The organism is Candidatus Pantoea gossypiicola, from assembly GCF_008632075.1.
GTDB classification, from domain to species: Bacteria; Pseudomonadota; Gammaproteobacteria; order Enterobacterales; family Enterobacteriaceae; genus Pantoea; species Pantoea gossypiicola.
Genome location: NZ_VWVM01000015.1, coordinates 1 through 26,611, shown reverse-complemented (window position 1 = coordinate 26,611; position 26,611 = coordinate 1). Strand labels below are relative to the sequence as shown.

Below are 26,611 nucleotides of genomic sequence, written 5' to 3'. Positions count from 1 at the left end.
TGGGGGTAACCTTTGCTGAAGTCTCGTCTGATTACCGCGTTGATATTAATTCCGCTGGTAATAGCTGCACTGTTCTGGTTACCACCTGTGGGCTTTGCTCTCACTACCATCGTTATCTGTATGCTGGCCGCCTGGGAATGGGGCCAGTTTGCAGGGATGGCATCACGGCAACAGCGCGTCTGGCTGGCTGTACTTTGTGGTCTGCTGCTGGCGCTGATGCAGTTTACGCTTCCACCTTATCAACACACGGTGCATCTGCCCCAGGTCGCGACATCGCTCTGGGCGTCGCTGGCGTGGTGGGTCGTTGCACTGCTGCTGGTACTCTCCTATCCCGCTTCTGCGGCCTTCTGGCGTCATTCGCGCCCGCTTCGCTTACTGTTTGGCGTGTTAACGCTGGTGCCTTTTTTCTGGGGCATGGTGGCGCTGCGCCAGTATCACTATGAAACCGATCACTTCGCTGGTGCCTGGTGGCTGCTGTTTGTGTTGCTGCTGGTGTGGGGGGCGGATTCAGGTGCCTATATGTTTGGCAAGATGTTTGGTAAACATAAGCTGGCACCGAAGGTCTCGCCAGGTAAAACCTGGGAAGGCTTCCTGGGCGGCCTGGTCTCCTCAGCGCTGATTGCGCTGCTGTTTGCCTCACTGGCACCGCTGACGGTCTCGACCGGTACGCTGGTGATTTGCGCGGTTATCGCAACGCTGGCCTCTGTGCTGGGCGACCTCACTGAGAGCATGTTTAAACGTGAAGCAGGTATCAAAGACAGTGGCAATCTGATACCGGGTCACGGCGGCATTCTTGATCGCATTGATAGTCTGACTGCGGCGGTGCCGGTGTTTGCCTGTTTATTGCTGCTGGTGTTCCGCACCCTTTAAGGACAGGCAAAGATGTTGAGCATAATCTGGAGTTTCTTCGCCTTTATCGTTGCGCTGGGCGTATTGATTACCGTTCATGAGTTTGGCCATTTCTGGGTCGCTCGTCGCTGTGGCGTCAAAGTTGAGCGTTTTTCCATTGGGTTTGGTAAGTCGCTCTGGCAGCGTCGTGACCGCCACGGCACGGAATTTGTCATCGCGCTGATTCCCCTTGGTGGCTACGTTAAAATGCTCGACGAACGTGTCGAAAGCGTGCCATCCGAGCTGCGTCATCAGGCTTTTAATAATAAAGCCGTCTGGCAACGCGCCTCCATCATCGCGGCAGGTCCTGTCGCTAACTTCCTCTTTGCCATCTTTGCCTGGTGGGTGGTGTTTATTCACGGCGTGCCTGGTGTGCGTCCGGTAATTGGTGAAATTTTAAACGGTTCGGTCGCTGCGGAAGCGCAAATTGCGCCCGGCATGGAACTTAAGGCCGTTGACGGTATCGAAACGCCTGACTGGGATGCTGTGCGTATGGCGCTGGTGGGTAAAATCGGCGACAGCAGCACCACGTTAACGGTGGCACGATTTGGCGAGGACGCGACTCAGCAGAAGCAGCTGGATTTGCGTAACTGGCAGTTTGAGCCTGATAAGCAGGATCCGGTCGTCGCGTTAGGCATTCAGCCTCGCGGTCCGCAAATTGAGACCACACTGGCAGAAGTTCAGGCGAATTCGCCAGCCAGTGAAGCCGGTTTGCAAGCAGGCGACAGGATCGTTAAAGTCGATGGTCAGCCATTATCGCAGTGGCAGACGTTTGTCACCCAGGTCCGGGACAATCCCGGCAAAAGCATGACGCTTGAGGTGGATCGCGGCGGTGAATCAATTGCGCTGACGATGACGCCAGAAGCGAAAGCTGGCACGACAGCGGGCTTTGCGGGTGTGATTCCGCGCATTGTTCCGCTGCCCGAAGAGTACAAGACGGTAAGGCAGTATGGCGCGTTTGCGGCTATCGGTGAGGCCAGTGTAAAAACCTGGCAACTGATGAAGCTTACCGTTTCCATGCTGGGCAAGTTAATAACCGGTGATGTGAAGCTGAACAACCTGAGCGGGCCAATCTCGATTGCGCAGGGTGCAGGGTTGTCAGCAGAGTATGGGTTGATTTACTACCTGATGTTCCTGGCGTTGATTAGCGTCAACCTGGGCATTATCAACCTGTTCCCTCTGCCGGTTTTAGATGGTGGGCACCTGCTGTTCCTGGCGATCGAAAAGATCAAAGGTGGACCGGTGTCCGAGCGAGTTCAGGACTTTAGTTATCGCATCGGCTCAATTTTGCTGGTGCTGTTAATGGGGCTTGCACTTTTCAATGATTTCTCACGTTTGTAACCGCTGGAACGCGAACATTCGAGGGATGTGTTAGGAAAACGCATAACAACGATGGCGATGAAAAAGTTGCTCATAGCGTCGCTGCTGTTTAGCAGCGCCACCGTTTACGGTGCAGACGATTTCGTGGTGAAGGATATTCATTTCGAAGGGCTGCAGCGAGTCGCCGTCGGCGCGGCTCTGCTGAGCATGCCAGTACGGGTTGGCGATACGGTGAATGACGATGATGTCAGAAATACCATTCGCTCGCTGTTCGCTACTGGCAACTTTGAGGATGTTCAGGTCCTGCGAGACGGTACAACGCTGATTGTCCAGGTCAAAGAACGTCCTACCATTGCCAGCATTACCTTCACCGGTAACAAAGCGGTGAAAGAGGATCAGCTCAAACAAAATCTGGAAGCTTCAGGCGTCCGTGTCGGCGAAGCGCTGGACCGTACTACTATCTCTTCTATCGAGAAGGGACTTGAAGACTTCTATTACAGCGTCGGTAAATATACCGCTAACGTAAAAGCCGTGGTCACGCCACTGCCGCGTAACCGCGTTGATCTGAAGCTGGTCTTTACGGAAGGTGTTTCTGCCAAAATTCAGCAGATAAACATTGTCGGTAATAAAGCCTTCAGCTCAGATGAACTGATCTCCCGTTTCCAGCTGCGCGATGAAGTGCCATGGTGGAACGTGGTGGGCGATCGTAAATACCAGAAGCAGAAACTGGCGGGCGACCTCGAAACCCTGCGCAGCTTCTATCTGGATCGCGGTTACGCACGCTTCAACATCGATTCGACCCAGGTCAGCCTGACGCCAGATAAAAAAGGCATCTACATCACGGTGAATATCACCGAGGGCGACCAGTACAAAATCGCTGGTGTGATCGTCAATGGCAGCATGGCGGGCCATTCAGCAGAAATTGAACATCTGACCAAAATTCCGGCTGGCGAGCTTTATAACGGCGCCAAAGTCACGAAAATGGAAGATGACATCAAGAAACTGCTGGGCCGCTATGGCTATGCCTATCCGCGCGTAGCCACACAGCCTGAAATCAACGACACCGATAAAACCGTAAAACTGCATATCAACGTGGATGCGGGCAACCGTTACTACGTGCGTAACGTCCGTTTCGAAGGCAATGACACGTCAAAAGACTCGGTGTTACGTCGCGAAATGCGTCAGATGGAAGGTGCATGGCTGGGCAGCGATCTGGTTGAACAGGGTAAAGAGCGTCTGAACCGTACCGGTTACTTTGAAACCGTCGATGTGGATACGCAGCGTGTACCAGGTGCGCCGGACCAGGTTGATGTGGTCTACAAGGTTAAAGAGCGTAACACCGGCACCTTTAACTTCGGCGTCGGTTACGGCACTGAAAGTGGTGTAAGCTTCCAGGTCGGGGTCACGCAGGATAACTGGCTGGGCACCGGTAATACCGTTGGCATCAGCGGGACCAAAAATGATTACCAGACCTATGCTGAATTCTCGCTGACTGATCCTTACTTCACCGTTGATGGTGTGAGTCTGGGTGGCCGTCTGTTCTACAACGACTTTAAAGCAGACAATGCGGACCTGTCTGACTATACCAACAAAAGTTATGGTCTGGATGGCACGCTTGGCTTCCCGGTTAACGAAAACAACACATTGCGTGTCGGTCTGGGCTATGTGCACAACGACCTGTCAAACATGCAGCCGCAGGTTGCGATGTGGCGTTATCTGGATTCAGTCGGCAAGCCGCAGCAGCTTAATGATAAAGGCGAATTCTCAGCCGATGACTTCACCTTTAACTATGGCTGGACGTACAACACGCTGGACCGCGGCTTCTTCCCGACATCCGGTAACCGTACCAACCTGAACGGTAAGGTAACGATTCCAGGCTCAGATAACAGCTTCTATAAGGCCACGCTGGATACTCAGCAGTATGTGCCAATTAACCAGGATCGTACCTGGGTGCTGCTGGGCCGTGGTCGTGTGGGTTATGGAGATGGACTCGGCGGCAAAGAGATGCCGTTCTATGAGAACTTCTACGCCGGTGGTTCGAGCACCGTGCGTGGCTTCCAGTCCAACACTATTGGACCGAAAGCGGCTTACTACAATAACAACTCGTCGAACTGCCGAATCGCCGATCCGAATGGCGTCTGTAAGTCTGACGATGCGGTGGGCGGTAACGCCATGGCGATTGCCAGCCTTGAGCTGATTACGCCAACGCCGTTCCTGAGCGAGAAGTATGCTAACTCGGTGCGTACCTCGGTGTTTGTCGATACCGGTACCGCATGGGATACCCATTGGGAAAATACCGCTGAAACACGTGCGGCGGGTATTCCTGACTACAGCGATCCAAACAATATCCGCGTATCAAGCGGTGTGGCGCTGCAGTGGATGTCACCGCTCGGTCCGCTGGTGTTCTCGTACGCCCAGCCGATTAAGAAAGTCGATGGAGACAAGTCAGAACAGTTCCAGTTTAACATTGGTAAAACCTGGTAATGTTCTGAGCATGGATGCATAGCTGAAGTCTTGCTGCCGGACAGTACCTGTTGCTGTTCCGGGGCAAACACTGTGTCGCTGACACAAACGTTGATGGTAAGGAGTTTATAGTGAAAAAGTTGTTGTGTGCCGCAGGTCTGGGTCTTGCTTTAGCGGTTTCCGCTGGTGTTCAGGCTGCTGACAAAATTGCAGTGGTAAACGTGTCCAGCATTTTCCAACAGTTACCGCAACGTGCGACTGTTGCTAAACAGCTGGAAAACGAGTTCAAAGGCCGTGCAACTGAGTTGCAGAGCCAGGAGCGCGATCTGCAAACCAAAATGCAGCGTCTGCAGCGTGACGGTTCTACCATGAAGGCCAGCGAACGCAGCCGTATGGAAAAAGATGTCATGTCTCAGCGTGAAGCCTTCTCTTCAAAAGCGCAGGCTTTTGAGCAGGATAATCGCCGTCGTCAGATGGAAGAGCGTAACAAGCTGCTGAGCCGTATTCAGGATGCCGTGAAGAAAGTCGCTGACAGCGATGGTTATGACGTCGTGATCGACGCTAACGCGGTGGCTTATGCATCAAACGCAAAAGACATCACTGCTGACGTGCTGAAACAGGTTAAATAATTCATGTCATCTATTCGACTGGCTGATTTAGCCCAGCAGTTGGATGCAGAATTGCACGGAGATGGCGATATCGTCATCTCCGGCATTGCTTCTATGCAATCCGCCACAACTGGCCAAATCACTTTTCTTGCAAACAGCCGTTACCGCGAGCAACTCGCCCTGATAAAAGCCTCAGCCGTGGTGCTGACGGAAGCGGATCTGGAGTGGTGCAAAACCGCAGCCCTGGTAGTCAAAAACCCCTACCTGACCTATGCGCGTATGGCACAGATACTCGATACCACCCCACAGCCAGCGCAAGATATTGCCCCCAGCGCGGTAATCGATCCCTCGGCCCGACTTGGCAATAACGTTGCCATTGGTGCCAATGCGGTAATCGAAGCGGACGTTGAGCTGGGTGATAACGTGGTGATCGGCGCAGGCTGTTTCGTGGGCAAAAAAACCCGTATCGGCAGCGGAACCCGTCTCTGGGCCAACGTCTCGGTTTATCACGAGATCGAAATCGGCCAGGATTGTCTGATTCAGTCAGGGACCGTAATCGGTTCTGATGGTTTCGGTTATGCCAACGATCGTGGTAACTGGGTGAAAATCCCGCAGTTAGGCGCGGTAATTATCGGCGATCGGGTGGAAATTGGTGCCTGCACTACTATCGATCGCGGTGCGCTGGATAACACTCTGATAGGCAATGGTGTTATCATAGACAACCAGTGCCAGATCGCTCACAACGTAGTTATTGGTGACAATACTGCGGTTGCAGGCGGTGTGATCATGGCGGGTAGTTTGAAAATTGGACGTTACTGTATGATTGGCGGTGCCAGCGTCATTAACGGCCATATGGAAATCTGTGACAAAGTCACCGTGACCGGTATGGGCATGGTCATGCGTCCTATCACAGAGCCTGGCGTCTATTCCTCAGGCATTCCGCTGCAACCCAACAAAACCTGGCGCAAAACTGCAGCGCTGGTGATGAACATCGATGACATGAGCAAACGCTTAAAAGCCATCGAGCGCAAGGTCGGCAAAGACGACTGACCGCCATCCCAAAACTGACCGGCTTTCATAATAAAAATGTTAAGCAGGGAAGCCCGGCGCCACAGAACCTATTTGCGGCCTGCGGAAGATCATGTTGATCTGTGCAGGCCGTGTTATTGATGTCATCAGATTTTTAGGACAGGAAGAGTATTTTGACTACTGAAACTCATACTCTGAAAATTGAAGAGATTTTAGAGCTGCTGCCGCACCGCTATCCGTTTCTGCTCGTAGACCGCGTGCTGGAATTTGAAGAGCACAAATACCTGCGTGCAGTGAAGAACGTTTCTGTTAATGAACCGTTTTTCCAGGGGCATTTCCCTGGTAAACCGATTTTTCCTGGCGTTCTGATCCTGGAAGCGATGGCGCAGGCCACCGGTATTCTGGCGTTTAAAAGCGTAGGTAAACTGGAACCAGGTGAACTCTATTACTTTGCCGGTATCGACAGTGCCCGTTTTAAGCGCCCTGTGGTACCAGGCGACCAGATGATCATGGAAGTCACTTTCGAGAAAACCCGCCGTGGTCTGACCCGCTTTAAAGGCGTGGCGACTGTCGACGGTAAAATCGTTTGTGAAGCGACCATGATGTGTGCCCGCAGCCGGGAGGCATAATTCGTGATTGATCCAACCGCCACTATCCATCCCAGTTCTGTCATTGAAGAGGGCGCGGTTATCGGTGCCCGCGTTCACATTGGCCCATTTTGCTTTATTGGTGCTAATGTGGAGATCGGTGAAGGAACGGTACTGAAGTCACACGTTGTGGTGAACGGCCACACGCGTATCGGTAAAGATAACCAGATCTATCAGTTCGCCTCTATCGGCGAAGTGAACCAGGATCTGAAATATGCCGGTGAGCCAACACGGGTTGAAATCGGCGATCGCAACCGCATCCGTGAAAGCGTGACGATTCATCGCGGCACCATTCAGGGTGGACATGTCACCACGGTGGGCAGTGATAATCTGCTGATGGTTAACGTTCATATTGCGCACGACTGCGTAATCGGCAACCGCTGTATCTTCGCCAACAACGCGACCCTGGGTGGACATGTTACGGTGGATGATTTCGCCATTATTGGCGGCATGACAGCGGTGCATCAGTGGTGCACGATTGGTGCGCACGTTATGGTGGGTGGCTGTTCCGGCGTAGCGCAGGATGTGCCGCCTTACGTTATTGCGCAGGGCAACCACGCTACTCCGTTCGGGATCAATATCGAAGGTCTTAAGCGCCGTGGCTTCAGCAAAGAGTCGTTGCACGCGATTCGCAACGCCTACAAGCTGCTTTATCGCAGCGGCAGAACGCTGGAAGACGTGAAGCCGGAGATTGAAGCGCTTGCGCAGCAGCATAGCGAAGTGCAGCCTTTCTACGATTTCTTTGCCCGTTCAACCCGTGGATTAATTCGTTAATCCATGTCAGCGCGTCCTCTAACGATTGCCCTGGTCGCCGGAGAAACCTCCGGCGATATTCTTGGTGCAGGTCTGATTCGTGCCCTGAAAGCCCGTCATCCTGATGCACGCTTTGTCGGCGTGGCGGGGCCATTGATGCAGGCGGAAGGATGTGAAGCCTGGTATGAGATGGAAGAGCTGGCGGTAATGGGCATTGTCGAGGTGCTGGGCCGCCTGCGACGACTACTGACAATCCGCCGCGATCTCACCCGGCGTTTTACCGAACTCAGACCCGATGTCTTTGTCGGCATTGATGCGCCCGATTTTAATATCACGCTGGAAGGCAATCTTAAACGCACGGGCATTCGCACGATCCACTATGTCAGTCCCTCTGTATGGGCATGGCGGCAAAAGCGTGTGTTTAAAATTGGCCGCAACACCAATCTGGTGCTGGCCTTCCTGCCGTTTGAAAAAGCCTTCTACGATCGCTATAACGTTCCCTGTCGCTTTATCGGCCATACCATGGCCGATGCTATGCCGCTGCAACCCGATAAGCAGGCTGCGCGGCGTCATCTCGGTATTGCCGATGATGCGCTCTGTCTGGCTTTGTTGCCCGGCAGTCGTGGAGCAGAAGTGGAAATGCTCAGCGCTGATTTCCTGAAAACAGCTCAACTGTTGCGTCGTCACTATCCGGCGCTGGAAATCGTGGTGCCGCTGGTTAATGCCCGGCGTCGCGAACAGTTTGAGAAAATCAAAGCCGACGTCGCTCCCGAACTGCCGATGCATCTGCTGGATGGTCAGGGACGTGAAGCGATGATTGCGAGCGATGCCGCACTCCTGGCGTCAGGTACTGCTGCACTGGAGTGCATGCTGGCAAAATGCCCTATGGTCGTCGGTTATCGGATGAAGCCGGCCACGTTCTGGCTGGCGAAACGACTGGTAAAAACGCCTTACGTCTCGCTGCCGAATCTGCTGGCCGGGCGTGAGCTGGTCAAAGAGCTATTGCAGGACGAGTGTCAGCCTGATGCCCTGGCCGCGGCGTTAGATCCGCTGCTGCATGCCGGGCCTGAACGCGAAACCCTGCTGCAGACGTTTCATGAATTGCATCAACAGATCCGCTGGAACGCCGATGAGCAGGCAGCGGACGCGGTACTGGAGCTGGTGAATGCCTGATTTTATCTACCCTGTTGCCAGACTGATTGCCGGTGTGGACGAAGTAGGTCGCGGTCCGCTGGTCGGTGCGGTCGTCACGGCTGCCGTCATCCTCGACCCGGCTAATCCGATTACCGGCCTGGCTGACTCCAAGAAACTGTCGGAAAAGCGCCGCCTGGCGTTGTATGACGAAATCAAAGAGAAGGCGCTGGCCTGGAGTCTGGGACGCGCAGAGCCGGAAGAGATCGACCAGCTCAACATCCTGCACGCCACTATGCTGGCGATGCAGCGTGCTGTTGCTGGCCTGAGTATTCAGCCCGACTATGTGCTGATTGATGGTAATCGTTGTCCGGCGTTGCCTGTGCCTTCACAGGCCGTAGTGAAAGGGGATAGTCTGGTGGCCGAAATCAGTGCCGCCTCCATCATCGCCAAAGTGTCGCGCGATCGTGAGATGACTGAGCTGGATCAGCTGTTCCCGCAGTATGGTTTTGCTCAGCACAAAGGTTATCCGACGGCGCTGCATATGGAAAAACTGACGCAGTATGGTGCCACGCCGTTCCACCGTCGCAGTTTTGCGCCCGTACGCAACGCGCTGCTCGATGCTGAAGTACTGGCTGCCCGCCAGGCCCTTACGCTTTAATAGCCTGACGCTGTTTTAACCGGAAACTGATATGGCTGAACCCCGTTTTATACATCTGCGTGTCCACAGTGACTATTCGATGGTTGATGGCCTGGCAAAAACCGGGCCGTTGATAAAGAAGGCGGCTGCCCTTGGCATGCCTGCTATCGCGATTACCGACTTCACTAACCTGTGTGGTCTGGTGAAATTCTACGGTGGCGCGCACAGCGCAGGGATAAAGCCGGTCATTGGTGCCGATTTTAAGGTCGCCAGCGAGCTGATGGGGGATGAACTCACGCAGCTGACCGTGCTGGCGGCGAACAATACCGGCTATCAGAACCTGACGCTGTTAATCTCCCGCGCCTATCAGCGTGGCTATGGCGTGGACGGGCCGATTATCGATCGTGACTGGCTGATCGAATTGCAGGAAGGGTTAATCCTGCTGTCAGGCGGGCGGCGTGGCGATGTGGGCCGCAGCCTGTTGCGTGGCAACAGTACCCTGGTGTCGCAGTGCCTGTCGTTTTACCAACAGCACTTCCCCGATCGTTACTACCTGGAACTCATTCGTACCGGTCGTCAGGACGAAGAGAGCTATCTGCATGCCGCTGTTGAACTGGCGATTGCCGAGGGCATCCCGGTCGTCGCCACCAATGAAGTCTGCTTTATCAATGCGGAAGATTTCGATGCGCACGAAATTCGCGTTGCGATTCATGACGGCTATACGCTGGATGATCCTAAACGTCCGCGCAACTACAGTCCTCAGCAATATATGCGCAGCGAAGAGGAGATGTGCGAGCTGTTCTCGGACATCCCGGAAGCGCTGGAAAACAGCGTAGAGATTGCTAAGCGTTGTAATGTGACAGTCCGGCTCGGGGAGTACTTCCTGCCACAGTTCCCGACCGGCGATATGACCACTGAAGATTATCTGGTGGTGAAATCCCGTGAGGGGCTGGAAGAGCGTCTGGTGTTCCTGTTTCCGGACGAGGCTGAGCGCGCGGAAAAACGCCCGGAATATGATGAGCGTCTGGAAGTTGAACTGAACGTTATCAACCAGATGGGCTTCCCTGGCTACTTCCTGATCGTCATGGAATTCATCCAGTGGTCCAAGGATAACGGCGTACCGGTTGGACCGGGCCGTGGCTCGGGTGCGGGGTCGCTGGTGGCCTATGCGCTGAAAATCACCGATATCGATCCGCTGGAATTCGACCTGCTGTTCGAACGCTTCCTGAACCCGGAACGTGTTTCGATGCCCGACTTCGACGTCGATTTCTGCATGGAGAAACGCGATCAGGTAATCGAACATGTCGCCGATATGTACGGACGTGAGGCGGTTTCGCAGATCATTACCTTCGGCACCATGGCAGCGAAAGCGGTTATCCGCGATGTGGGCCGCGTGCTGGGTCATCCTTACGGCTTTGTCGATCGTATTTCAAAACTGATCCCGCCCGATCCCGGCATGACGCTGGAAAAAGCCTTTATTGCTGAACCACAACTTCCTGCGATGTATGACGCAGATGAAGAGGTGAAAGCGCTGATCGACATGGCGCGCAAGCTGGAAGGTGTCACGCGAAACGCTGGTAAGCATGCGGGTGGCGTGGTCATCGCGCCAACGAAAATTACCGACTTTGCGCCGCTCTACTGCGATGAGCACGGCCAGTTCCCGGTCACTCAGTTCGATAAAAATGATGTGGAATATGCCGGCCTGGTGAAGTTCGATTTCCTGGGACTGCGAACGCTGACCATCATCGACTGGGCGCTGAAGATGATCAACCCGCGCCGGGAAAAAGAGGGACTGGAGCCGATCGATATCGCCGCGATCCCGCTGGATGATAAGAAAAGCTTTGATATGCTGCAGCGCTCAGAAACCACCGCGGTGTTCCAGCTTGAATCGCGCGGCATGAAAGATCTGATTAAGCGTCTGAAGCCCGACTGCTTCGAAGATATGATCGCACTGGTAGCGCTGTTTCGTCCTGGCCCTCTGCAGTCCGGCATGGTAGACAACTTCATCGACCGTAAGCATGGCCGGGAAGCGATCTCCTATCCCGACATTCAGTGGCAGCATGAAAGCCTGAAGCCAGTACTGGAGCCGACTTACGGCATCATCCTCTATCAGGAACAGGTGATGCAGATCGCCCAGGTGCTCTCTGGCTATACCCTGGGCGGTGCAGATATGCTGCGTCGCGCCATGGGTAAAAAGAAACCTGAGGAGATGGCTAAGCAGCGTTCAGTCTTCCGTGACGGTGCTGAAAGCATGGGCATCGACGGCGAACTGTCGATGAAGATCTTCGATCTGGTGGAAAAATTTGCAGGTTATGGCTTTAACAAGTCACACTCTGCGGCCTACGCGCTGGTCTCCTACCAGACGCTGTGGCTGAAAGCGCACTATCCGGCTGAGTTTATGGCGGCGGTTATGACCGCCGATATGGATAACACCGAGAAAGTGGTCGGTCTGGTCGATGAGTGCTGGCGGATGGGGCTGAAAGTCCTGCCGCCCGATATTAACTCCGGTCTCTATCCGTTCCACGTTAACGAAGCGGGCGAGATCGTGTACGGCATAGGCGCGATCAAAGGCGTGGGCGAAGGTCCGATCGAAGCGATCATCGACGCCCGTAACGAGGGCGGCTATTTCCGCGAGCTGTTTGATCTCTGCGCCCGTACCGACACCAAAAAGATCAACCGTCGGGTGATGGAGAAACTGATCATGTCCGGGGCCTTTGACCGCCTCGGACCACACCGCGCTGCGCTGATGAGCGCACTCGGTGATGCACTGAAAGCGGCCGACCAGCATGCGAAAGCGGAAGCGATTGGTCAGGCGGACATGTTTGGTGTACTGGCAGAAGAGCCGGAGCAGGTCGAGAAATCGTACGCCAGCGTCACACCGTGGCCTGAGCAGGTGCAGCTGGATGGGGAACGGGAAACGCTGGGCTTGTACCTGACCGGCCACCCGATTAATCAGTATCTGAAAGAAATTGAGCGTTACGTTGGCGGGGTGCGGCTGAAAGATATGCATCCTACCGAACGGGGTAAAATTACCGTGGCGGCCGGTCTGGTGATCGCAGCGCGTGTAATGGTAACCAAACGCGGCAACCGAATTGGTATCTGTACTCTGGACGATCGCTCCGGTCGTCTTGAGGTGATGTTATTTACCGATGCGTTAGATAAATACCAGCAGTTGCTGGAGAAAGACCGAATCCTGATCGTCAGCGGACAGGTCAGCTTTGATGACTTCAGTGGTGGACTTAAAATGACCGCGCGTGAAGTCATGGACATCGACGAAGCTCGCGAAAAATACGCGCGCGGACTTGCTATCTCGCTGACGGACAGGCAAATTGATGACCAGCTATTAAACCGACTCCGTCAGTCCCTGGAACCCCATCGATCAGGGACTATTCCGGTGCATCTCTACTATCAGAGAGCCGACGCGCGAGCGAAGCTGCGCTTTGGTGCAGCGTGGCGAATTTCGCCCAGCGATCGTTTACTTAACGATCTGCGCTCGTTGATTGGATCGGAGCAGGTGGAACTGGAGTTTGACTAGAACAGGAACATTATGAGTCTTAATTACCTGGATTTTGAACAGCCAATTGCAGAACTGGAAGCGAAGATTGATTCGCTGACCTCAATTGGTCGTCAGGATGATAAACACGTTAATCTGGATGAAGAAGTTCAGCGTCTGCGTGAGAAAAGCGTTGAGCTGACCCGTAAAATCTTCGCCGATTTGGGCGCATGGCAAATTGCCCAGCTGGCACGCCATCCTTTACGTCCTTACACCTTTGACTATGTTCGCAACGCTTTCGACGATTTCGATGAGCTGGCGGGCGACCGTGCTTATGCGGATGACAAAGCGATTGTCGGCGGGATTGCGCGTCTTGATGGACGTCCGGTGATGATTATCGGACACCAGAAAGGCCGTGAAACCAAAGAGAAGATTCGCCGTAACTTCGGCATGCCTGCACCGGAAGGCTATCGCAAAGCGTTGCGCCTGATGGAGATGGCTGAACGTTTCAAAATGCCAATCATCACCTTCATCGACACACCGGGTGCTTATCCGGGCGTGGGCGCAGAAGAGCGTGGGCAGTCTGAAGCGATTGCCCGAAACCTGCGTGAAATGTCTGGCCTGAAAGTACCGGTGATCTGTACGGTCATCGGTGAAGGCGGTTCAGGTGGTGCGCTGGCAATTGGCGTGGGCGATAAAGTGAATATGCTGCAGTACAGCACCTATTCAGTGATCTCGCCAGAAGGCTGTGCTTCGATCCTGTGGAAAAGCGCTGACAAAGCCCCGCTTGCTGCCGAAGCGATGGGCATTACCGCGCACCGTCTGAAAGAGCTGAAGCTGATTGACACTGTGATCCCTGAGCCGCTGGGTGGCGCACATCGCCGTCCGGTGGATATGGCGCAGTCACTCAAGCAGCAGCTGCTGGCTGACCTGGCCGATCTCGATGGATTAACCACCGAAGAGCTGCTGGATCGTCGTTATCAGCGTCTGATGAGCTACGGCTACGCCTGATTTTAGCTCATCAATAAAAGCGGACTCCGGTCCGCTTTTTTTATGCTGTCAGTTCAGCCACCGCATGCGGTCTGACGCCTTTCAGCCTCATCTGATCGTCCCCTTGCTACACCTTCCCTGAGTTAGCGGTTATGCTTGTCCGGTTCCACAACAATCAGGGAGAGGGGCATTGAATATTCTGGCGATCATGGGCGCGCACGGCGTGTTTTATAAAGATGAACCGTTACGCGAACTCGACGCGGCGTTAAATCTGCAAGGCTTCCAGCTGCTTTACCCGAAAAACAGTGACGATCTGCTGAAGCTGATCGAACACAATCCGCGAATCAGCGGCGTCATCTTCGACTGGGACGCGCACAATAGTCCTGAGCTGTGCGGAGAGATTAATCAGCTCAACGAATACCTGCCGCTGTACGCCTTTATCAATACCCACTCACAGATGGACATCAGCATCAATGAGATGCGCATGCCGCTGCATTTTTTTGAATATGCGCTGAACGCCGCCGACGATATCGCGCTGCATATCCGGCAATATACCGATGACTATCTCGACCACATTACGCCGCCGCTGACTAAAGCGCTGTTCACCTATGTGAAAGAGGGTAAGTACACTTTCTGCACGCCGGGCCATATGGCGGGCACCGCCTTTCAGAAAAGCCCGGTCGGCTGCCTGTTCTATGATTTCTTCGGGGCTAATACGCTGAAGTCGGACATTTCCATTTCAGTGACCGAACTGGGTTCGCTGCTGGATCACACCGGCCCGCACCTCGAAGCGGAAGAGTACATCGCACGCACGTTTGGTGCCGAGCAGAGTTATATGGTGACCAACGGCACCTCTACATCGAACAAAATTGTCGGTATGTATGCAGCACCGGCGGGCAGCACCGTATTGATCGATCGCAACTGCCACAAATCTCTGACCCATCTGCTGATGATGAGCGATCTGATCCCTATCTGGCTGAAGCCGACCCGCAATGCGCTGGGGATTCTCGGTGGTATTCCGAAGCAGGAGTTCACCCGCGAGAGTATTACGCACAAAGTGGCGGCTACCGATCGTGCCACCTGGCCGGTGCATGCGGTGATTACCAACTCTACTTATGATGGGCTGCTCTACAACACTCAGTTCATCAAAGAGACGCTGGATGTGCCGTCGATCCATTTCGATTCGGCCTGGGTGCCATATACCAATTTCCATCCGATTTATGCCGGTAAAAGCGGCATGAGTGGCGATCGTATTCCGGGCAAGGTGGTATACGAGACGCAATCGACTCACAAACTACTGGCGGCGTTCTCGCAGGCCTCCATGATTCACATTAAAGGCGACTACGACGAACAGACGTTTAACGAAGCCTACATGATGCACACCACCACCTCGCCCAATTACGCTATCGTCTCCTCGATTGAAACTGCCGCCGCTATGCTGCGCGGTAACCCCGGTAAGCGGTTGATCAATCGCTCGGTGGAACGTGCGCTGCACTTCCGTCGGGAAATCCAGCGGCTGCGCGAAGAGTCTGACAGCTGGTTCTTTGATATCTGGCAGCCGGAACAGATCGACGAAGCGCAGTGCTGGGCGATCCAGCCCGGTGAAGAAGAGTGGCATGGATTTACTCAAGCCGATCGCGATCACATGTACCTCGATCCGATCAAAGTCACTATCCTGACGCCAGGTATGAGCGAACTGGGGGAGATGGCAGAAGAGGGGATCCCGGCCGCGTTGGTAGCGAAGTTTCTGGATGAGCGCGGCATTGTAGTGGAGAAAACCGGTCCCTATAACCTGTTGTTCCTGTTTAGCATCGGCATCGACAAAACCAAAGCGATGAGCGTGCTGCGCGGTCTGACCGAGTTCAAACGCGCCTACGATCTCAATCTGCGGGTGAAAAACATGCTGCCGGATCTCTACGCGGAGGATCCCGACTTCTATCGCAATATGCGCATTCAGACCCTGGCGCAGGGAATCCATCAGCTGATCCGCCATCACGATCTGCCGCGTCTGATGCTGCAGGCATTCGACGTGCTGCCAGAAATGAAGATGACACCGCATCAGGCATTTCAGCAGCAGGTGAAGGGCAACATCGAAACGGTAGATCTCAGTGAACTGGTCGGGCGGGTGTCGGCCAACATGATTCTGCCCTATCCGCCGGGCGTTCCCCTGGTGATGCCGGGCGAGATGATTACCGAGAAAAGCCGTGCCGTGCTCGACTTCCTGCTGATGCTGTGCAGCATTGGCCGGCATTATCCGGGCTTCGAAACCGATATTCACGGTGCCAGCCTGACGGAAGAGGGCGAGTACCGCGTCCGCGTGCTGAAAAACGATCCCGCTTAACCCTTAAATGACTCACAGCGGCAGGCGGTCTGCGGACAGCCTGCCCGAATCAGGACTTTCACTATGTTGCAGTTAACCGCTATTCACCACATCGCCATCATCGCCTCCGACTATCAGCGCAGCAAAGCGTTCTATTGCGACGTACTCGGCTTTCGTCTGATGAGCGAAGTTTACCGCGAGGCCCGAGACTCCTGGAAAGGCGATCTGGCCTTACAGGATCGCTATACCATCGAACTATTCTCTTTTCCCGAGCCGCCAGCACGTGTCAGTCATCCTGAGGCGTGTGGTCTGCGTCATCTGGCCTTTACCGTACCGGATGTGGCCGCTGCCGTTGCAACGCTGGCCGATAAAGGCGTGGTCTGCGAGCCAATTCGCATCGATGAACTGACCGGTAAACCGTGTACGTTCTTTGCGGATCCGGATGGTTTGCCGCTGGAGCTTTATCAGGCGTAAAATAGCCACTCAGCGGGCGACATTCAGTGGCCCAATTTTTCGGATGCCGCTATGTCTTTGCCCGCTTTTGACACCCTGTTGCAAAATGATGCCGCGCTGGTAGTCGCATTCAGCGGTGGACTCGATTCAACGGTGCTGCTGCATCAGCTTCGTGCCTGGCAGCAGCAGCATCCTGAATCGCACCTGCGAGCGTTACATGTGCATCATGGTCTCAGCCCGAATGCCGATGCATGGGCCGCCCATTGCCAGACGCTATGCGAGCAGTGGCAACTGCCATGTGACGTGCTGCGCGTAACCGTAGATGGCAGGGAAAACGGGATTGAAGCAGCCGCTCGCACCGCCCGTTATCAGGCGCTGAGCGCCGCGCTGAAGCCGGGCGAGATATTGCTTACCGCCCAGCACCTCGACGATCAGTGTGAAACCTTAATGCTGGCGCTGAAGCGCGGCAGTGGTCCGGCCGGGCTGGCGGCAATGCCTTCATCGCGCATGCTGGGTTCCCATCAGCTGGTGCGTCCGCTGCTGAATCAGTCGCGGCAGTCGCTGGAAGCTTACGCCGACGCCCATCAGCTGGTGTGGATAGATGATGAGAGTAATCAGGATATTCGCTACGATCGTAACTTCCTTCGTCAGCGGCTGCTGCCTGAGCTTTATCAGCGCTGGCCCCATTTTGCCGAGGCAACGGCCCGAAGTGCGGCATTGTGTAGTGAGCAGGAGCAGTTGCTGGATGAACTGCTGGCCGGGCAACTGGCTGAGCTCATCCAGCCAGATGGCAGTCTGCACTTTCCGCCTTTAATGGCCATGAGTGAGCTGCGCGCTAATGCGTTACTGCGTCGCTGGATTGCCGGGCAGGGCGGCGCGATGCCGTCCCGGGAGGCGCTGAAACGGATCCGCGATGAAGTGATGGCAAGCCGGGAAGATGCACAGCCCCGGCTTCGCTTCGGCCAGGCTGAATTGCGTCGTTACCGTCAGCGACTCTACTGGCTGCCGTTATTCCCTTCTCTACGCGACACTGAGCTGGCATGGCCCGATCTCCGCCAGCCGCTGGATTTACCACAGAACCTCGGCACGCTGCGTGCCAGCCAGTCGCAGAGCCTGTTGCGCTATCCTCAGCCGGATGAGCAGATCAGCGTGCGCTTTCATGCGCAGGGTCACGTCCATCTGGTGGGCCGCAATGGCGGAAGAGAAATGAAAAAGCTGTGGCAGGAATTACAGATACCGCCGTGGCAGCGAGAACGGCTGCCGTTAATTTACTACAACCAGGCGCTGGTCTGTGTACCGAATCTCTTTGTCACCCATGCTGGCGCGGCCAGTGATCAGCAGGGCTGGCAGATAGTCTGGGACATGACATCCCGCGCAGGAGAGCACTAACAATGAAGCAATGGCTTATCGCCTGTTTCGTGGCGGCCGTGTTACCGACGTGGGCAGCGGGTGATGCGCAGCGCGGCGCAGAAAAAGCGGCCAGTTGCATGGCGTGTCATGGCACAGCGGGTAAAGCGGCGGTAACGCTTTACCCAAACCTGGCCGGACAACACGCTCCTTATCTGGAGCATGCGCTACAGGCCTACAAAAAGGGTGAACGCAGTGGCGGTCAGGCTGAGGTCATGAAGGCGTTTGTAGCGGGATTAAGCGATAGCGATATGGCGGATCTGGCGGCGTACTACAGTTCGTTACAGCCCTGAAGATTAACAGGGCGGGAAGGTCCCGCCCGGAATGCGTGGATTACTCTGCGCTGACCACGACCGTACCCAGTTCGGGATGGGTAAAGCTGGCGATATGATCGAGACGTAATTCGCGATGTTCACCGGAAAGATCGATAGCCAGATACTCCACATTCTTGCGTGAAAAGATCTCTTTAGCCTTTGCCTTAAGCTGCTCGCCATCTTTCATTTCCAGCGACAGCATCCAGTGGTTCTGGCAGGCGAGCTCCAGATTATCGTAATCATCGCAATTGATAGGTTGGTACGCTTCATTTATCAACATAGTCGCTCACCAATAAGTTAGCAGCGGCGTAGGCCGCCTGTTCCCTGACAGAAGAGTTTAGCTCAGTATTTGCGGCAATATCATTAAGTGCCTTTAATGCGCAGCCAATCGCATCCGGTATGTAACCTAAATCCCCGCTGCCGATTTCGGCATATTTCCGGCGAACTAACTCACAATAATTTTGCACGTGGCCCTCCTCAGCAGAGCGTAAATACTCTGGTTAACTGGCGACTATATCATAGCCATTTGGAGGAAATCAGCCCGCGTAAAGCAGGATCAGTGCGCGAATCACTGCTAAAGTGACAGATTCCGCTGTCTCAGGCGGAATGAATCAGAGCACAAAAGGTTAATTTGATGAACAGGTTATCGGAGGTCAACGTGATTAAGGTGTGGGGAGCGCGCTGATGATTATGCTATCCCGTTCGGTTGAGATTCCGGAAAGTGAGATCGAGCTGACGGCAATTCGTGCCCAGGGTGCAGGCGGACAGCATGTCAACAAAGCCAGTACCGCCATTCATCTGCGCTTCGATATTGCGGCCTCTTCACTGCCTGCGTTTTATAAAGAGCGGTTACTGACCGCCAGTCATCACCTGATTACCGGTGAAGGTGTCGTGGTGATTAAGGCGCAGGAGTATCGTAGTCAGGAGATGAATCGCGAAGCGGCATTGCAGCGTCTGGTCAATCTGATCCGGGAGTTGAGCACGGTCGAAAAAGCCCGGCGCGCCACGCGCCCGACCCGCGCCTCGAAAGAGCGGCGTCTGGAAGGAAAAGCGCGACGCAGTTCGACGAAAGCGATGCGCGGCAGGGTGCAATAAAAAACGCCCCGCAGGCGGGGCGTTTAGGATCTGATCAACCAGACCAGCGTGAATCTGGCAGCAACGAATAAGCTCAGAGCGCAGGGAACAGGGTCAGAAGAGGAAAGCGTCCCGTGCCATGGACAAAAACGCCATGCGTTGGCCCGGTTAGGGCACACCTCATTCTTCGGCTGTCAGACGCCCCACAAGCGAGGCATCTGACCATTCCTTCAAAGCTTACTTATTCAGCGCCTTCAGCAGGAAATCAACGATCTCATCCTGCTTAATCATCTGCTTCTCACCGGCGCGACGTGATTTATATTCAATCTCCTGATTGTCGAGATTGCGGTCGCCGATGACGATGGTGTGTGGCACACCGATCAGTTCCATATCGGCGAACATCACGCCCGGACGCTCTTTACGGTCATCCAGAATAACGTCAACGCCTTTGGCACGCAGAGTGGCATACAGCTCTTCCGCCAGCTCTTTAACGCGGAACGATTTCTGCATATTCATTGGCAGAATCGCCACCTCGAACGGTGCCAGTGCGGCTGGCCAGATGATGCCGCGATCGTCATGGTTCTGCTCAATGGCTGCGGCAACCACGCGAGTGATGCCGATGCCATAGCAGCCCATGCTCATCACCTGATTACGGCCATCTTCACCCTGAACGGAGGCTTTCAGCGCGTCAGAATACTTGGTGCCGAGCTGGAAGATGTGACCGACTTCAATGCCGCGTTTAATCTGCAGCGTACCTTTGCCATCCGGGCTTAAATCGCCTTCGACCACGTTACGGATATCTGCAACGCTGGCCAGCGGCAGATCGCGCTCCCAGTTAATGCCGAAGTAATGCTTGCCATCGACGTTGGCACCGGCGCTGAAATCGCTCATCTTCGCCACGGTACGGTCAGCGATGATCGGCATCTGCAGACCAACCGGGCCGATTGAACCCGGACCGGCTCCCACAGCGGCGCGAATCTCTTCTTCTGTCGCGAACACCAGCGGTGATGCAACGATAGCTGACTTCTCTGCTTTGATCTCATTCAGCTGATGATCGCCGCGAACCAGCAGGGCAACCAGTGCATGACCGCTCTCTTCAGCACCTTTAACAATCAGCGTTTTCACTGTCTTTTCAACAGGTAAACTGAATTGCTCAACCAGCTCCGCGATGGTTTTGGCATCTGGCGTCTCGACCAGCTGCATCTCCTGCGACGGCGCGGCACGTTCACCGGCGGGGGCGACGGCTTCGGCCAGCTCAATGTTGGCGGCGTAATCGGAATCGGTAGAGAAGATCACATCATCTTCACCGCTCTGCGCCAGCACCTGGAACTCATGTGATGCGCTGCCACCGATAGAGCCGGTATCGGCCTGCACGGCACGAAAATCCAGGCCCATACGGCTGAAAATCTGGCTATAGGCGCGATACATCGCGTCATAGGTTTCCTGCAGCGATTCCTGCGAAACGTGAAACGAGTATGCATCTTTCATGATGAACTCGCGTGAACGCATCACGCCAAAGCGTGGACGCACTTCATCACGGAATTTGGTCTGAATCTGATACAGGTTGAGCGGCAGTTGCTTATAAGAGCTCAGCTCATTGCGGATCAGGTCAGTGACTACTTCTTCATGCGTCGGACCCAGCACGAACGGACGCTCGTGGCGATCGGCAATACGTAACAGTTCCGGGCCATACTCCTCCCAGCGACCGCTCTCCTGCCACAGGTCGGCGGGCTGCACAACCGGCATTAAAATCTCAACCGCGCCCGCGTTGTTCATCTCTTCGCGCACGATATTTTCGACTTTCTTCAGCACGCGAACACCGGTCGGTAACCAGGTGTACAAGCCAGAAGCCAGTTTGCGGATCATACCGGCGCGCAGCATCAGCTGGTGGCTGATCACTTCAGCGTCGGAAGGCGTCTCTTTCTGAGTAGAGAGCAGATATTGAGTAGTACGCATTGATTACGGTTCCAGTTGATCGGAGAGTCACAGACAGAATTTTGCTGGCGGCTAGTGTACCAGCGAGATCACCGGCTCAAAAGCGGGTTTTAACGCGGGTCGATAGCGATAACTTCAGTACCGGCATCGTCAATGCGCCAGCGTACATTAAAATCCATCAGCAAGGCCGCATATTCCCGTTCCTGCGTTTCACCCTGACGGTAAGCGGGACGAGGGTCCTGTGCCAGCACTTCACTGATAAAACGTGCGAGATTGGGATAGCGCGACTGCTGCTGAAGCTGCTGCTGGGCCAGCGCGGAGAAGCGAACAGGCATATCCGCCGCAGGTGCCGCCTGAGCAAACCCGGCCTGCGCATGAGGCAGCGCTTCGGCAAAGGGCAGATAAGGTTTGATATCCACCACCGGCGTGCCATCGACCAGATCCAGACTGCCAAGCTGCAGGATCACCTGCTGTTTTTCAATCCTGATCCCTTTTAGTTCAACCAGCGACATGCCAATCGGGTTAGGACGGAACGTTGACCGTGTGGCAAAAACACCCATGCGCGCATTGCCGCCCAGCCGGGGAGGGCGAACCGTAGGACGCCAGCCGCCCGCCATCGTCTGATGGAAGACAAACAGCAGCCAGAGGTGACTGAAGTCTTCCAGCCCGCGAACGGCTTCCGGCTGATTGTAGGGGGGCAGCAGGTGAAGTTCGCCGCCGCCATCCTGCACCAGACCTGGCTGGCGCGGCACGGCAAACTTCTCTTTCCACGGTGAACGGATTACCCCAATTTGCGCAAAGGCGAATTCACTCATTGATTGCTGACTTTCAGTGCTGAACCCTGGCAGACGGCCTGACGATAACAGCCCGGCGTGCCGGTGACGATTTCACACTGATGCACCAGCACCGCATTGGCTTTCATCTGTGATGCTTTAATCTGCAGACGTTTTCGTGCTGTGGCGATGTTGGCCGGGGAGTTCTGATTACTGATCTGGCAATCTTCAGCGGAGACTTCACCCAGATCGCGGAACGGTTTGCTGACCAGATCGGCGGCATCGGTATAGAGCTTAACCGGGGCCGGTCGTACCACTGGTTTGCGGGTCGGTTGGCTGGATTGCTGCGGCCGGGACGGTGCGCTGCTTATCGGGTGATACTCATGAACACACCCTGTCAGCATCAATGCTAACAAGCAGAGCGGTAAAAAACGCATGGCAACATCCTCAGATTTCAAAAAGTGGCGTTATTGAAACAAGGACGGGAATAAATAACAAGTCGGGCAGGGTACCCAATAACAGAAAGGGCGGCATAGCGCCGCCCTGAAGGAGATGATGAGCTGAATTACCAGCCTTTAACTGCGCCGCCGTTAAAGACTTTGTTCGCGGCTTCGTTCACTTCGTCAGACTGGTAAGCCTGGACGAACTTCTTCACGTTTTCCGCATCTTTATTATCTTCGCGGGCAACAATCAGGTTCACGTAAGGCGAATCTTTATCTTCGACGAAAATGCCATCTTTAGCCGGGGTCAGGCCAATCTGGCTGGCGTAAGTGGTATTGATTACGGCCAGCGCGATCTGCTGATCGTCCAGTGAGCGCGGCAGCTGTGGCGCTTCCAGCTCAACAATTTTCAGATGCTTAGGATTCTCAGTGATATCCAGCGAGGTTGGCAGCAAGCCCACGCCATCTTTCAATTTGATCAGCCCCACTTTCTGCAGCAGCAGCAGTGTACGGCCCAGGTTGGTCGGGTCATTCGGAATGGCAACCTGCGCGCCATCCTGCAGCTCATCCAGCGACTTGATCTTCTTCGAATAGCCCGCAATCGGGTAGACGAAGGAGTTACCTACTGAAACCAGCTTGTAACCACGATCTTTAATCTGCTGGTCCAGATACGGTTTGTGCTGGAAAGCATTGACGTCGATATCGCCTTTGCTCAGCGCTTCATTTGGCAGCACGTAGTCGTTAAAGGTGACCAGCTCAACGTCCAGACCATATTTCTCTTTAGCCACTTTCTGTGCGGCTTCAGCAACCTGCTGCTCAGCACCAACAATGACGCCCACTTTGATGTGGTTAGCGTCTTTCTCTTTTTGATCGCATCCTGCCAGCGCAATCGCGCCAATCAGAGCACCCACAGCGGCAATTTTTTTGAATCTGAAAGACATATCCTTTCCTTCTTAATAATGTGAGATTGCTGGCTTACTTATGGGACACTGCACGCACGATGCGGTCACCACAGAATTGAATGAGATACACCAAAACCACTAACAACACCAATACCGTATTCATCACCGTGGCGTTGTATCCGATATAACCATACTGATAGCCGATCTGACCCAGACCACCGGCACCCACTGCGCCACCCATGGCGGAGTAACCGACCAGAGTAATTAGGGTAATGGTTGCAGCATTCACCAGGCCCGGCATCGCTTCCGGCAGCAGGACCTTACGGACGATCTGCATTGGCGTTGCGCCCATGGCTCGCGAGGCTTCGATCAGGCCGGTAGGCAGTTCCAGCAAGGCATTTTCAACCATACGCGCAATAAACGGTGCAGCGCCAACGGTCAGCGGAACGATAGCTGCCTGCAGTCCGATGGAGGTGCCGACGATAACGCGGGTAAAAGGAATCATCCAGACCAGTAAGATAATGAAAGGAATAGAACGGAAGATATTCACCAGCGCGGAGAGCACGCGGTACAGCCCCTGATTCTGCAGAATCTGTCCTGGACGGGTGACATAAAGTAAAACGCCGACCGGCAGGCCCAGTACAAAACCGAAAAAGCCAGAGACGAAGGTCATCATCAGCGTTTCCCATACGCCCCGTCCCAGCAACCACATCATCGCTTCAGACATAACCTAACACCTCTACTTTCACATGATTCTCCTTCAGCCAGGTTATCGCCTCGCGCGTATCGCTTTCTGCGCCATGCATTTCGGCCAGCATAATGCCGAACTTTACACCACCGGCGTAATCCATCTGGGCACTGATAATGTTGTTATTCACGTTGTAACGCCGGGCCGCTTCGGAAAGCAGTGGCGCATCAACCGATTTACCGGTGAACTCCAGTCGCAGCAGCGGTACGGTGCCTTCAGTGGCAGTGGCTGAAAGACGCTGCTGGTAATCATCCGGAATATCCAGATGCAGAGTCGACTGAATAAACTGTTGCGCCAGAGGCGTCTTAGGGTGTGAGAACACTTCACTGACGCTGTCTTTCTCGATCAGCTCACCGTGACTAATGACCGCAACCTGGTCGCAGATGCGTTTCACCACATCCATCTCATGAGTGATCAGGAGAATCGTCAGCCCAAGGCGGCGATTGATATCTTTCAGCAGCTCCAGAATAGAGCGGGTTGTAGCGGGATCCAGTGCGCTGGTGGCTTCATCACACAGCAAAACCTTGGGATTGCTGGCCAGCGCACGGGCAATCGCGACACGCTGCTTCTGACCACCCGAGAGATTTGCAGGCCAGGCATCATGCTTATCAGACAATCCCACCAGTTCCAGCAGCTCAGTGACACGAGCGTTGATCTGAGCGCGGGAGAGATTACCGAGTTCCAGTGGCAGAGAAACGTTGCCCGCAACGGTGCGTGAGTTCATCAGGTTAAAGTGCTGGAAGATCATGCCAATCTGGCGGCGCGCCTGGGTTAACTGACGTTCATTAAGAGCAGTCAGATCGGCTCCGTCGACCAGTACGCGACCCGAAGTCGGGCGCTCCAGCAGATTCACGCAACGAATCAATGTACTTTTACCGGCCCCGGAAGCGCCGATAACGCCATAAATCTGTCCGGCAGGCACGTGCAGGCTGACATCCGTTAATGCCGGAATAGTCCGCGAGCCTTGCTGAAACACCTTAGTAATATTTTCTAGTTTAATCATTATGTTATTAATTATCGTGTTGCGTTGTCCGTGGTGTGGGAAGCCTCGTCACTTTTAATCGCTATAAAAGCTGGATGGATGTTAAGGCATCCAGACGTCTAAATCAATGGAAGTGATTCAATCTGACATTCTCCCTTTTACAGCAATCATGCGATACTGATCGGCAATTTTTACAGCAGGAGTTTCTACGTGGCGAATAAAGTCCCCGCTATTTTTCTTGATCGTGATGGCACCCTTAATATCGACAGTGGCTATGTCCATGAGATCGATGACTTCCAGTTTATTGACGGCACGATTGAAGCGCTGCAGCAGTTGAAGGCAATGGGGTATGCGCTGGTGATCGTGACCAATCAGTCTGGCATAGCACGCGGTATGTTTACCGAAGATACCTTTATGCGTCTGACAGAGTGGATGGACTGGTCGCTGGCCGATCGCGACGTCGATCTTGATGGCATCTATTTCTGTCCTCACCATCCCGAAGCAACTGTAGAAGAATTCCGTCAGGAATGTGATTGCCGTAAGCCACAGCCAGGCATGCTGCTGACCGCACAGGAAGAGTTGCATATTGATATGGCTGCTTCCTATATGGTGGGTGACAAGCTGGAAGATATGCTGGCAGGAAAGGCTGCGGGCGTTGGCACCAAAGTGCTGGTGCGTAGCGGTAAACCCGTCACAGCTGAAGGCGAAGCTGCAGCAGACTGGGTAATTAATAGCCTGGCAGAGCTGCCTGCACGCATTAAACAGGGCTAAAACGGCGCTTTTGTGCAAATTTCAGACGAACAGTAAAAAAGTCTCAATTTGCACTTGCGCTATCTGAACCGTTCCCTATAATGCGCCTCCATCGACACGGCACACCGGCAACGGGAAACGGGTTGAAGGTTCAGGAGACTGACCCGCCGGAGAAAAACTTCTGAAATAGAGGTTGACTCTGCAGGAGGAAAGCGTAATATACGCCACCTCGCGACAGGACGCTAACGCACTGTTCGCACTGCTCTTTAACAATTTATCAGACAATCTGTGTGGGCACTCGCAGGATTGATATCAGCGTCTCCGGACGCACAAAAATATCAAAGCCTCACGAGTGAACACATAATGAAATTCATTATGACGTTTTACAGATGAGCATCGCTGCACTTGTTGCAGCAAATCAAACTTAAATTGAAGAGTTTGATCATGGCTCAGATTGAACGCTGGCGGCAGGCCTAACACATGCAAGTCGGACGGTAGCACAGAGAGCTTGCTCTCGGGTGACGAGTGGCGGACGGGTGAGTAATGTCTGG

The 26,611-nt window shown here is 54.3% G+C and carries 25 protein-coding genes and 1 rRNA gene; 18 read left to right on the top strand and 8 right to left on the bottom strand.

The window, feature by feature from the left end; genetic code table 11:
- Positions 1-12: 12 nt before the first annotated feature.
- The 15 genes from cdsA (at position 13) to F3I20_RS17525 (ending at position 18,435) form a co-directional block, all read left to right on the top strand.
- Positions 13-870: a phosphatidate cytidylyltransferase gene (cdsA, locus tag F3I20_RS17595; RefSeq protein WP_150037667.1), complete on the top strand. Its 858-nt coding sequence runs from the start codon at positions 13-15 to the stop codon at positions 868-870.
- 12 nt (positions 871-882) lie between these two features.
- Positions 883-2,229 (top strand): sigma E protease regulator RseP, encoded by a 1,347-nt coding sequence (rseP, locus tag F3I20_RS17590; protein WP_150010697.1) that lies wholly within the window; start codon positions 883-885, stop codon positions 2,227-2,229.
- A gap of 51 nt (positions 2,230-2,280) precedes the next feature.
- The gene (bamA, locus tag F3I20_RS17585) at positions 2,281-4,692 is read left to right on the top strand and encodes an outer membrane protein assembly factor BamA (RefSeq protein WP_150010695.1); all 2,412 of its coding nucleotides are present in this window, start codon (positions 2,281-2,283) and stop codon (positions 4,690-4,692) included.
- A 110-nt stretch (positions 4,693-4,802) separates the two neighbouring features.
- Positions 4,803-5,300: a molecular chaperone Skp gene (gene skp / locus F3I20_RS17580; RefSeq protein WP_003852644.1), complete on the top strand. Its 498-nt coding sequence runs from the start codon at positions 4,803-4,805 to the stop codon at positions 5,298-5,300.
- A gap of 3 nt (positions 5,301-5,303) precedes the next feature.
- Positions 5,304-6,329: a UDP-3-O-(3-hydroxymyristoyl)glucosamine N-acyltransferase gene (gene lpxD, locus F3I20_RS17575; protein ID WP_150037668.1), complete on the top strand. Its 1,026-nt coding sequence runs from the start codon at positions 5,304-5,306 to the stop codon at positions 6,327-6,329.
- A gap of 152 nt (positions 6,330-6,481) precedes the next feature.
- Positions 6,482-6,937, top strand: coding sequence for a 3-hydroxyacyl-ACP dehydratase FabZ (gene fabZ / locus F3I20_RS17570; RefSeq protein WP_003852639.1), 456 nt, complete (start codon positions 6,482-6,484; stop codon positions 6,935-6,937).
- 3 nt (positions 6,938-6,940) lie between these two features.
- Complete coding sequence (gene lpxA, locus F3I20_RS17565; RefSeq protein ID WP_150037669.1) at positions 6,941-7,729, top strand: acyl-ACP--UDP-N-acetylglucosamine O-acyltransferase; 789 nt, start codon at positions 6,941-6,943, stop codon at positions 7,727-7,729.
- Between the two features lie 3 nt (positions 7,730-7,732).
- Positions 7,733-8,881 carry a lipid-A-disaccharide synthase gene (gene lpxB / locus F3I20_RS17560; RefSeq protein ID WP_150037670.1) on the top strand — a complete coding sequence of 383 codons (1,149 nt, stop codon included), beginning with the start codon at positions 7,733-7,735 and terminating at the stop codon, positions 8,879-8,881.
- Entirely contained in the window at positions 8,874-9,500 is a 627-nt protein-coding gene (gene rnhB / locus F3I20_RS17555) for a ribonuclease HII (RefSeq protein ID WP_150010689.1), read from the top strand. The genes lpxB and rnhB overlap by 8 nt, the downstream gene beginning before the upstream one ends.
- Positions 9,501-9,531: 31 nt before the next feature.
- Entirely contained in the window at positions 9,532-13,014 is a 3,483-nt protein-coding gene (dnaE, locus tag F3I20_RS17550) for a DNA polymerase III subunit alpha (RefSeq protein ID WP_150010687.1), read from the top strand.
- A gap of 12 nt (positions 13,015-13,026) precedes the next feature.
- A complete protein-coding gene (accA, locus tag F3I20_RS17545) occupies positions 13,027-13,983 on the top strand; it encodes an acetyl-CoA carboxylase carboxyl transferase subunit alpha (protein ID WP_150010685.1) in 957 nt (318 codons plus the stop codon).
- A gap of 169 nt (positions 13,984-14,152) precedes the next feature.
- Complete coding sequence (locus F3I20_RS17540; protein ID WP_150037671.1) at positions 14,153-16,303, top strand: lysine decarboxylase LdcC; 2,151 nt, start codon at positions 14,153-14,155, stop codon at positions 16,301-16,303.
- Between the two features lie 63 nt (positions 16,304-16,366).
- On the top strand, positions 16,367-16,756 hold the full coding sequence (locus F3I20_RS17535) for a VOC family protein (protein WP_150010681.1): 390 nt from the start codon (positions 16,367-16,369) through the stop codon (positions 16,754-16,756).
- 51 nt (positions 16,757-16,807) lie between these two features.
- Positions 16,808-18,124 carry a tRNA lysidine(34) synthetase TilS gene (gene tilS, locus F3I20_RS17530; protein WP_150037672.1) on the top strand — a complete coding sequence of 439 codons (1,317 nt, stop codon included), beginning with the start codon at positions 16,808-16,810 and terminating at the stop codon, positions 18,122-18,124.
- Between the two features lie 2 nt (positions 18,125-18,126).
- The gene (locus F3I20_RS17525) at positions 18,127-18,435 is read left to right on the top strand and encodes a c-type cytochrome (protein ID WP_150037673.1); all 309 of its coding nucleotides are present in this window, start codon (positions 18,127-18,129) and stop codon (positions 18,433-18,435) included.
- Between the two features lie 40 nt (positions 18,436-18,475).
- Here F3I20_RS17525 and rof read toward each other — a convergent pair whose 3' ends face one another.
- Both rof and F3I20_RS17515 read right to left on the bottom strand, forming a co-directional pair.
- Positions 18,476-18,736, bottom strand: a complete 261-nt coding sequence (gene rof / locus F3I20_RS17520) for a Rho-binding antiterminator (RefSeq protein ID WP_150010675.1) — start codon at positions 18,734-18,736, stop codon at positions 18,476-18,478.
- Complete coding sequence (locus F3I20_RS17515; protein ID WP_003852623.1) at positions 18,723-18,923, bottom strand: YaeP family protein; 201 nt, start codon at positions 18,921-18,923, stop codon at positions 18,723-18,725. Before F3I20_RS17515 ends, rof begins: the two co-directional genes overlap by 14 nt.
- A 217-nt stretch (positions 18,924-19,140) precedes the next feature.
- Here F3I20_RS17515 and arfB point away from each other — a divergent pair, with 217 nt between their 5' ends.
- Positions 19,141-19,551 carry an alternative ribosome rescue aminoacyl-tRNA hydrolase ArfB gene (gene arfB, locus F3I20_RS17510; RefSeq protein WP_033731644.1) on the top strand — a complete coding sequence of 137 codons (411 nt, stop codon included), beginning with the start codon at positions 19,141-19,143 and terminating at the stop codon, positions 19,549-19,551.
- A 216-nt stretch (positions 19,552-19,767) separates the two neighbouring features.
- Here the strand turns inward: arfB and proS are convergent, their stop codons facing one another.
- The 6 genes from proS to metN form a co-directional block, all read right to left on the bottom strand.
- Entirely contained in the window at positions 19,768-21,486 is a 1,719-nt protein-coding gene (gene proS, locus F3I20_RS17505; protein ID WP_150010673.1) for a proline--tRNA ligase, read from the bottom strand.
- A gap of 89 nt (positions 21,487-21,575) precedes the next feature.
- On the bottom strand, positions 21,576-22,280 hold the full coding sequence (tsaA, locus tag F3I20_RS17500; protein ID WP_033781942.1) for a tRNA (N6-threonylcarbamoyladenosine(37)-N6)-methyltransferase TrmO: 705 nt from the start codon (positions 22,278-22,280) through the stop codon (positions 21,576-21,578).
- Positions 22,277-22,675, bottom strand: a complete 399-nt coding sequence (gene rcsF / locus F3I20_RS17495) for an envelope stress sensor lipoprotein RcsF (protein ID WP_150037674.1) — start codon at positions 22,673-22,675, stop codon at positions 22,277-22,279. Before rcsF ends, tsaA begins: the two co-directional genes overlap by 4 nt.
- Positions 22,676-22,803: 128 nt before the next feature.
- Positions 22,804-23,619, bottom strand: coding sequence for a MetQ/NlpA family lipoprotein (locus F3I20_RS17490; protein ID WP_013356861.1), 816 nt, complete (start codon positions 23,617-23,619; stop codon positions 22,804-22,806).
- Between the two features lie 34 nt (positions 23,620-23,653).
- The gene (locus tag F3I20_RS17485; protein WP_009091958.1) at positions 23,654-24,307 is read right to left on the bottom strand and encodes a methionine ABC transporter permease MetI; all 654 of its coding nucleotides are present in this window, start codon (positions 24,305-24,307) and stop codon (positions 23,654-23,656) included.
- Positions 24,300-25,331 (bottom strand): methionine ABC transporter ATP-binding protein MetN, encoded by a 1,032-nt coding sequence (gene metN, locus F3I20_RS17480; protein ID WP_150037675.1) that lies wholly within the window; start codon positions 25,329-25,331, stop codon positions 24,300-24,302. The genes F3I20_RS17485 and metN overlap by 8 nt, the downstream gene beginning before the upstream one ends.
- A 189-nt stretch (positions 25,332-25,520) precedes the next feature.
- On the opposite strand from metN, the gene gmhB reads away from it, so the two are divergent.
- Positions 25,521-26,081, top strand: coding sequence for a D-glycero-beta-D-manno-heptose 1,7-bisphosphate 7-phosphatase (gene gmhB / locus F3I20_RS17475; protein ID WP_150010667.1), 561 nt, complete (start codon positions 25,521-25,523; stop codon positions 26,079-26,081).
- Between the two features lie 405 nt (positions 26,082-26,486).
- Positions 26,487-26,611: ribosomal RNA gene (locus F3I20_RS17470) — 16S ribosomal RNA — on the top strand; the annotation flags it as partial.

Excerpts from the sequence above, each read along its gene's own strand:
- F3I20_RS17535 (WP_150010681.1), top strand. The coding sequence starts at position 16,367 with ATGTTGCAGTTAACCGCTATTCACCACATCGCCATCATCGCCTCCGAC.
- tilS (WP_150037672.1), top strand. The coding sequence starts at position 16,808 with ATGTCTTTGCCCGCTTTTGACACCCTGTTGCAAAATGATGCCGCGCTG.
- dnaE (WP_150010687.1), top strand. The coding sequence starts at position 9,532 with ATGGCTGAACCCCGTTTTATACATCTGCGTGTCCACAGTGACTATTCG.
- F3I20_RS17490 (WP_013356861.1), bottom strand. The coding sequence starts at position 23,619 with ATGTCTTTCAGATTCAAAAAAATTGCCGCTGTGGGTGCTCTGATTGGC.
- accA (WP_150010685.1), top strand. The coding sequence starts at position 13,027 with ATGAGTCTTAATTACCTGGATTTTGAACAGCCAATTGCAGAACTGGAA.
- lpxB (WP_150037670.1), top strand. The coding sequence starts at position 7,733 with ATGTCAGCGCGTCCTCTAACGATTGCCCTGGTCGCCGGAGAAACCTCC.
- F3I20_RS17485 (WP_009091958.1), bottom strand. The coding sequence starts at position 24,307 with ATGTCTGAAGCGATGATGTGGTTGCTGGGACGGGGCGTATGGGAAACG.
- proS (WP_150010673.1), bottom strand. The coding sequence starts at position 21,486 with ATGCGTACTACTCAATATCTGCTCTCTACTCAGAAAGAGACGCCTTCC.
- arfB (WP_033731644.1), top strand. The coding sequence starts at position 19,141 with ATGATTATGCTATCCCGTTCGGTTGAGATTCCGGAAAGTGAGATCGAG.
- rseP (WP_150010697.1), top strand. The coding sequence starts at position 883 with ATGTTGAGCATAATCTGGAGTTTCTTCGCCTTTATCGTTGCGCTGGGC.
- tsaA (WP_033781942.1), bottom strand. The coding sequence starts at position 22,280 with ATGAGTGAATTCGCCTTTGCGCAAATTGGGGTAATCCGTTCACCGTGG.
- rof (WP_150010675.1), bottom strand. The coding sequence starts at position 18,736 with ATGTTGATAAATGAAGCGTACCAACCTATCAATTGCGATGATTACGAT.
- rnhB (WP_150010689.1), top strand. The coding sequence starts at position 8,874 with ATGCCTGATTTTATCTACCCTGTTGCCAGACTGATTGCCGGTGTGGAC.
- bamA (WP_150010695.1), top strand. The coding sequence starts at position 2,281 with ATGGCGATGAAAAAGTTGCTCATAGCGTCGCTGCTGTTTAGCAGCGCC.
- metN (WP_150037675.1), bottom strand. The coding sequence starts at position 25,331 with ATGATTAAACTAGAAAATATTACTAAGGTGTTTCAGCAAGGCTCGCGG.
- F3I20_RS17525 (WP_150037673.1), top strand. The coding sequence starts at position 18,127 with ATGAAGCAATGGCTTATCGCCTGTTTCGTGGCGGCCGTGTTACCGACG.
- lpxD (WP_150037668.1), top strand. The coding sequence starts at position 5,304 with ATGTCATCTATTCGACTGGCTGATTTAGCCCAGCAGTTGGATGCAGAA.
- rcsF (WP_150037674.1), bottom strand. The coding sequence starts at position 22,675 with ATGCGTTTTTTACCGCTCTGCTTGTTAGCATTGATGCTGACAGGGTGT.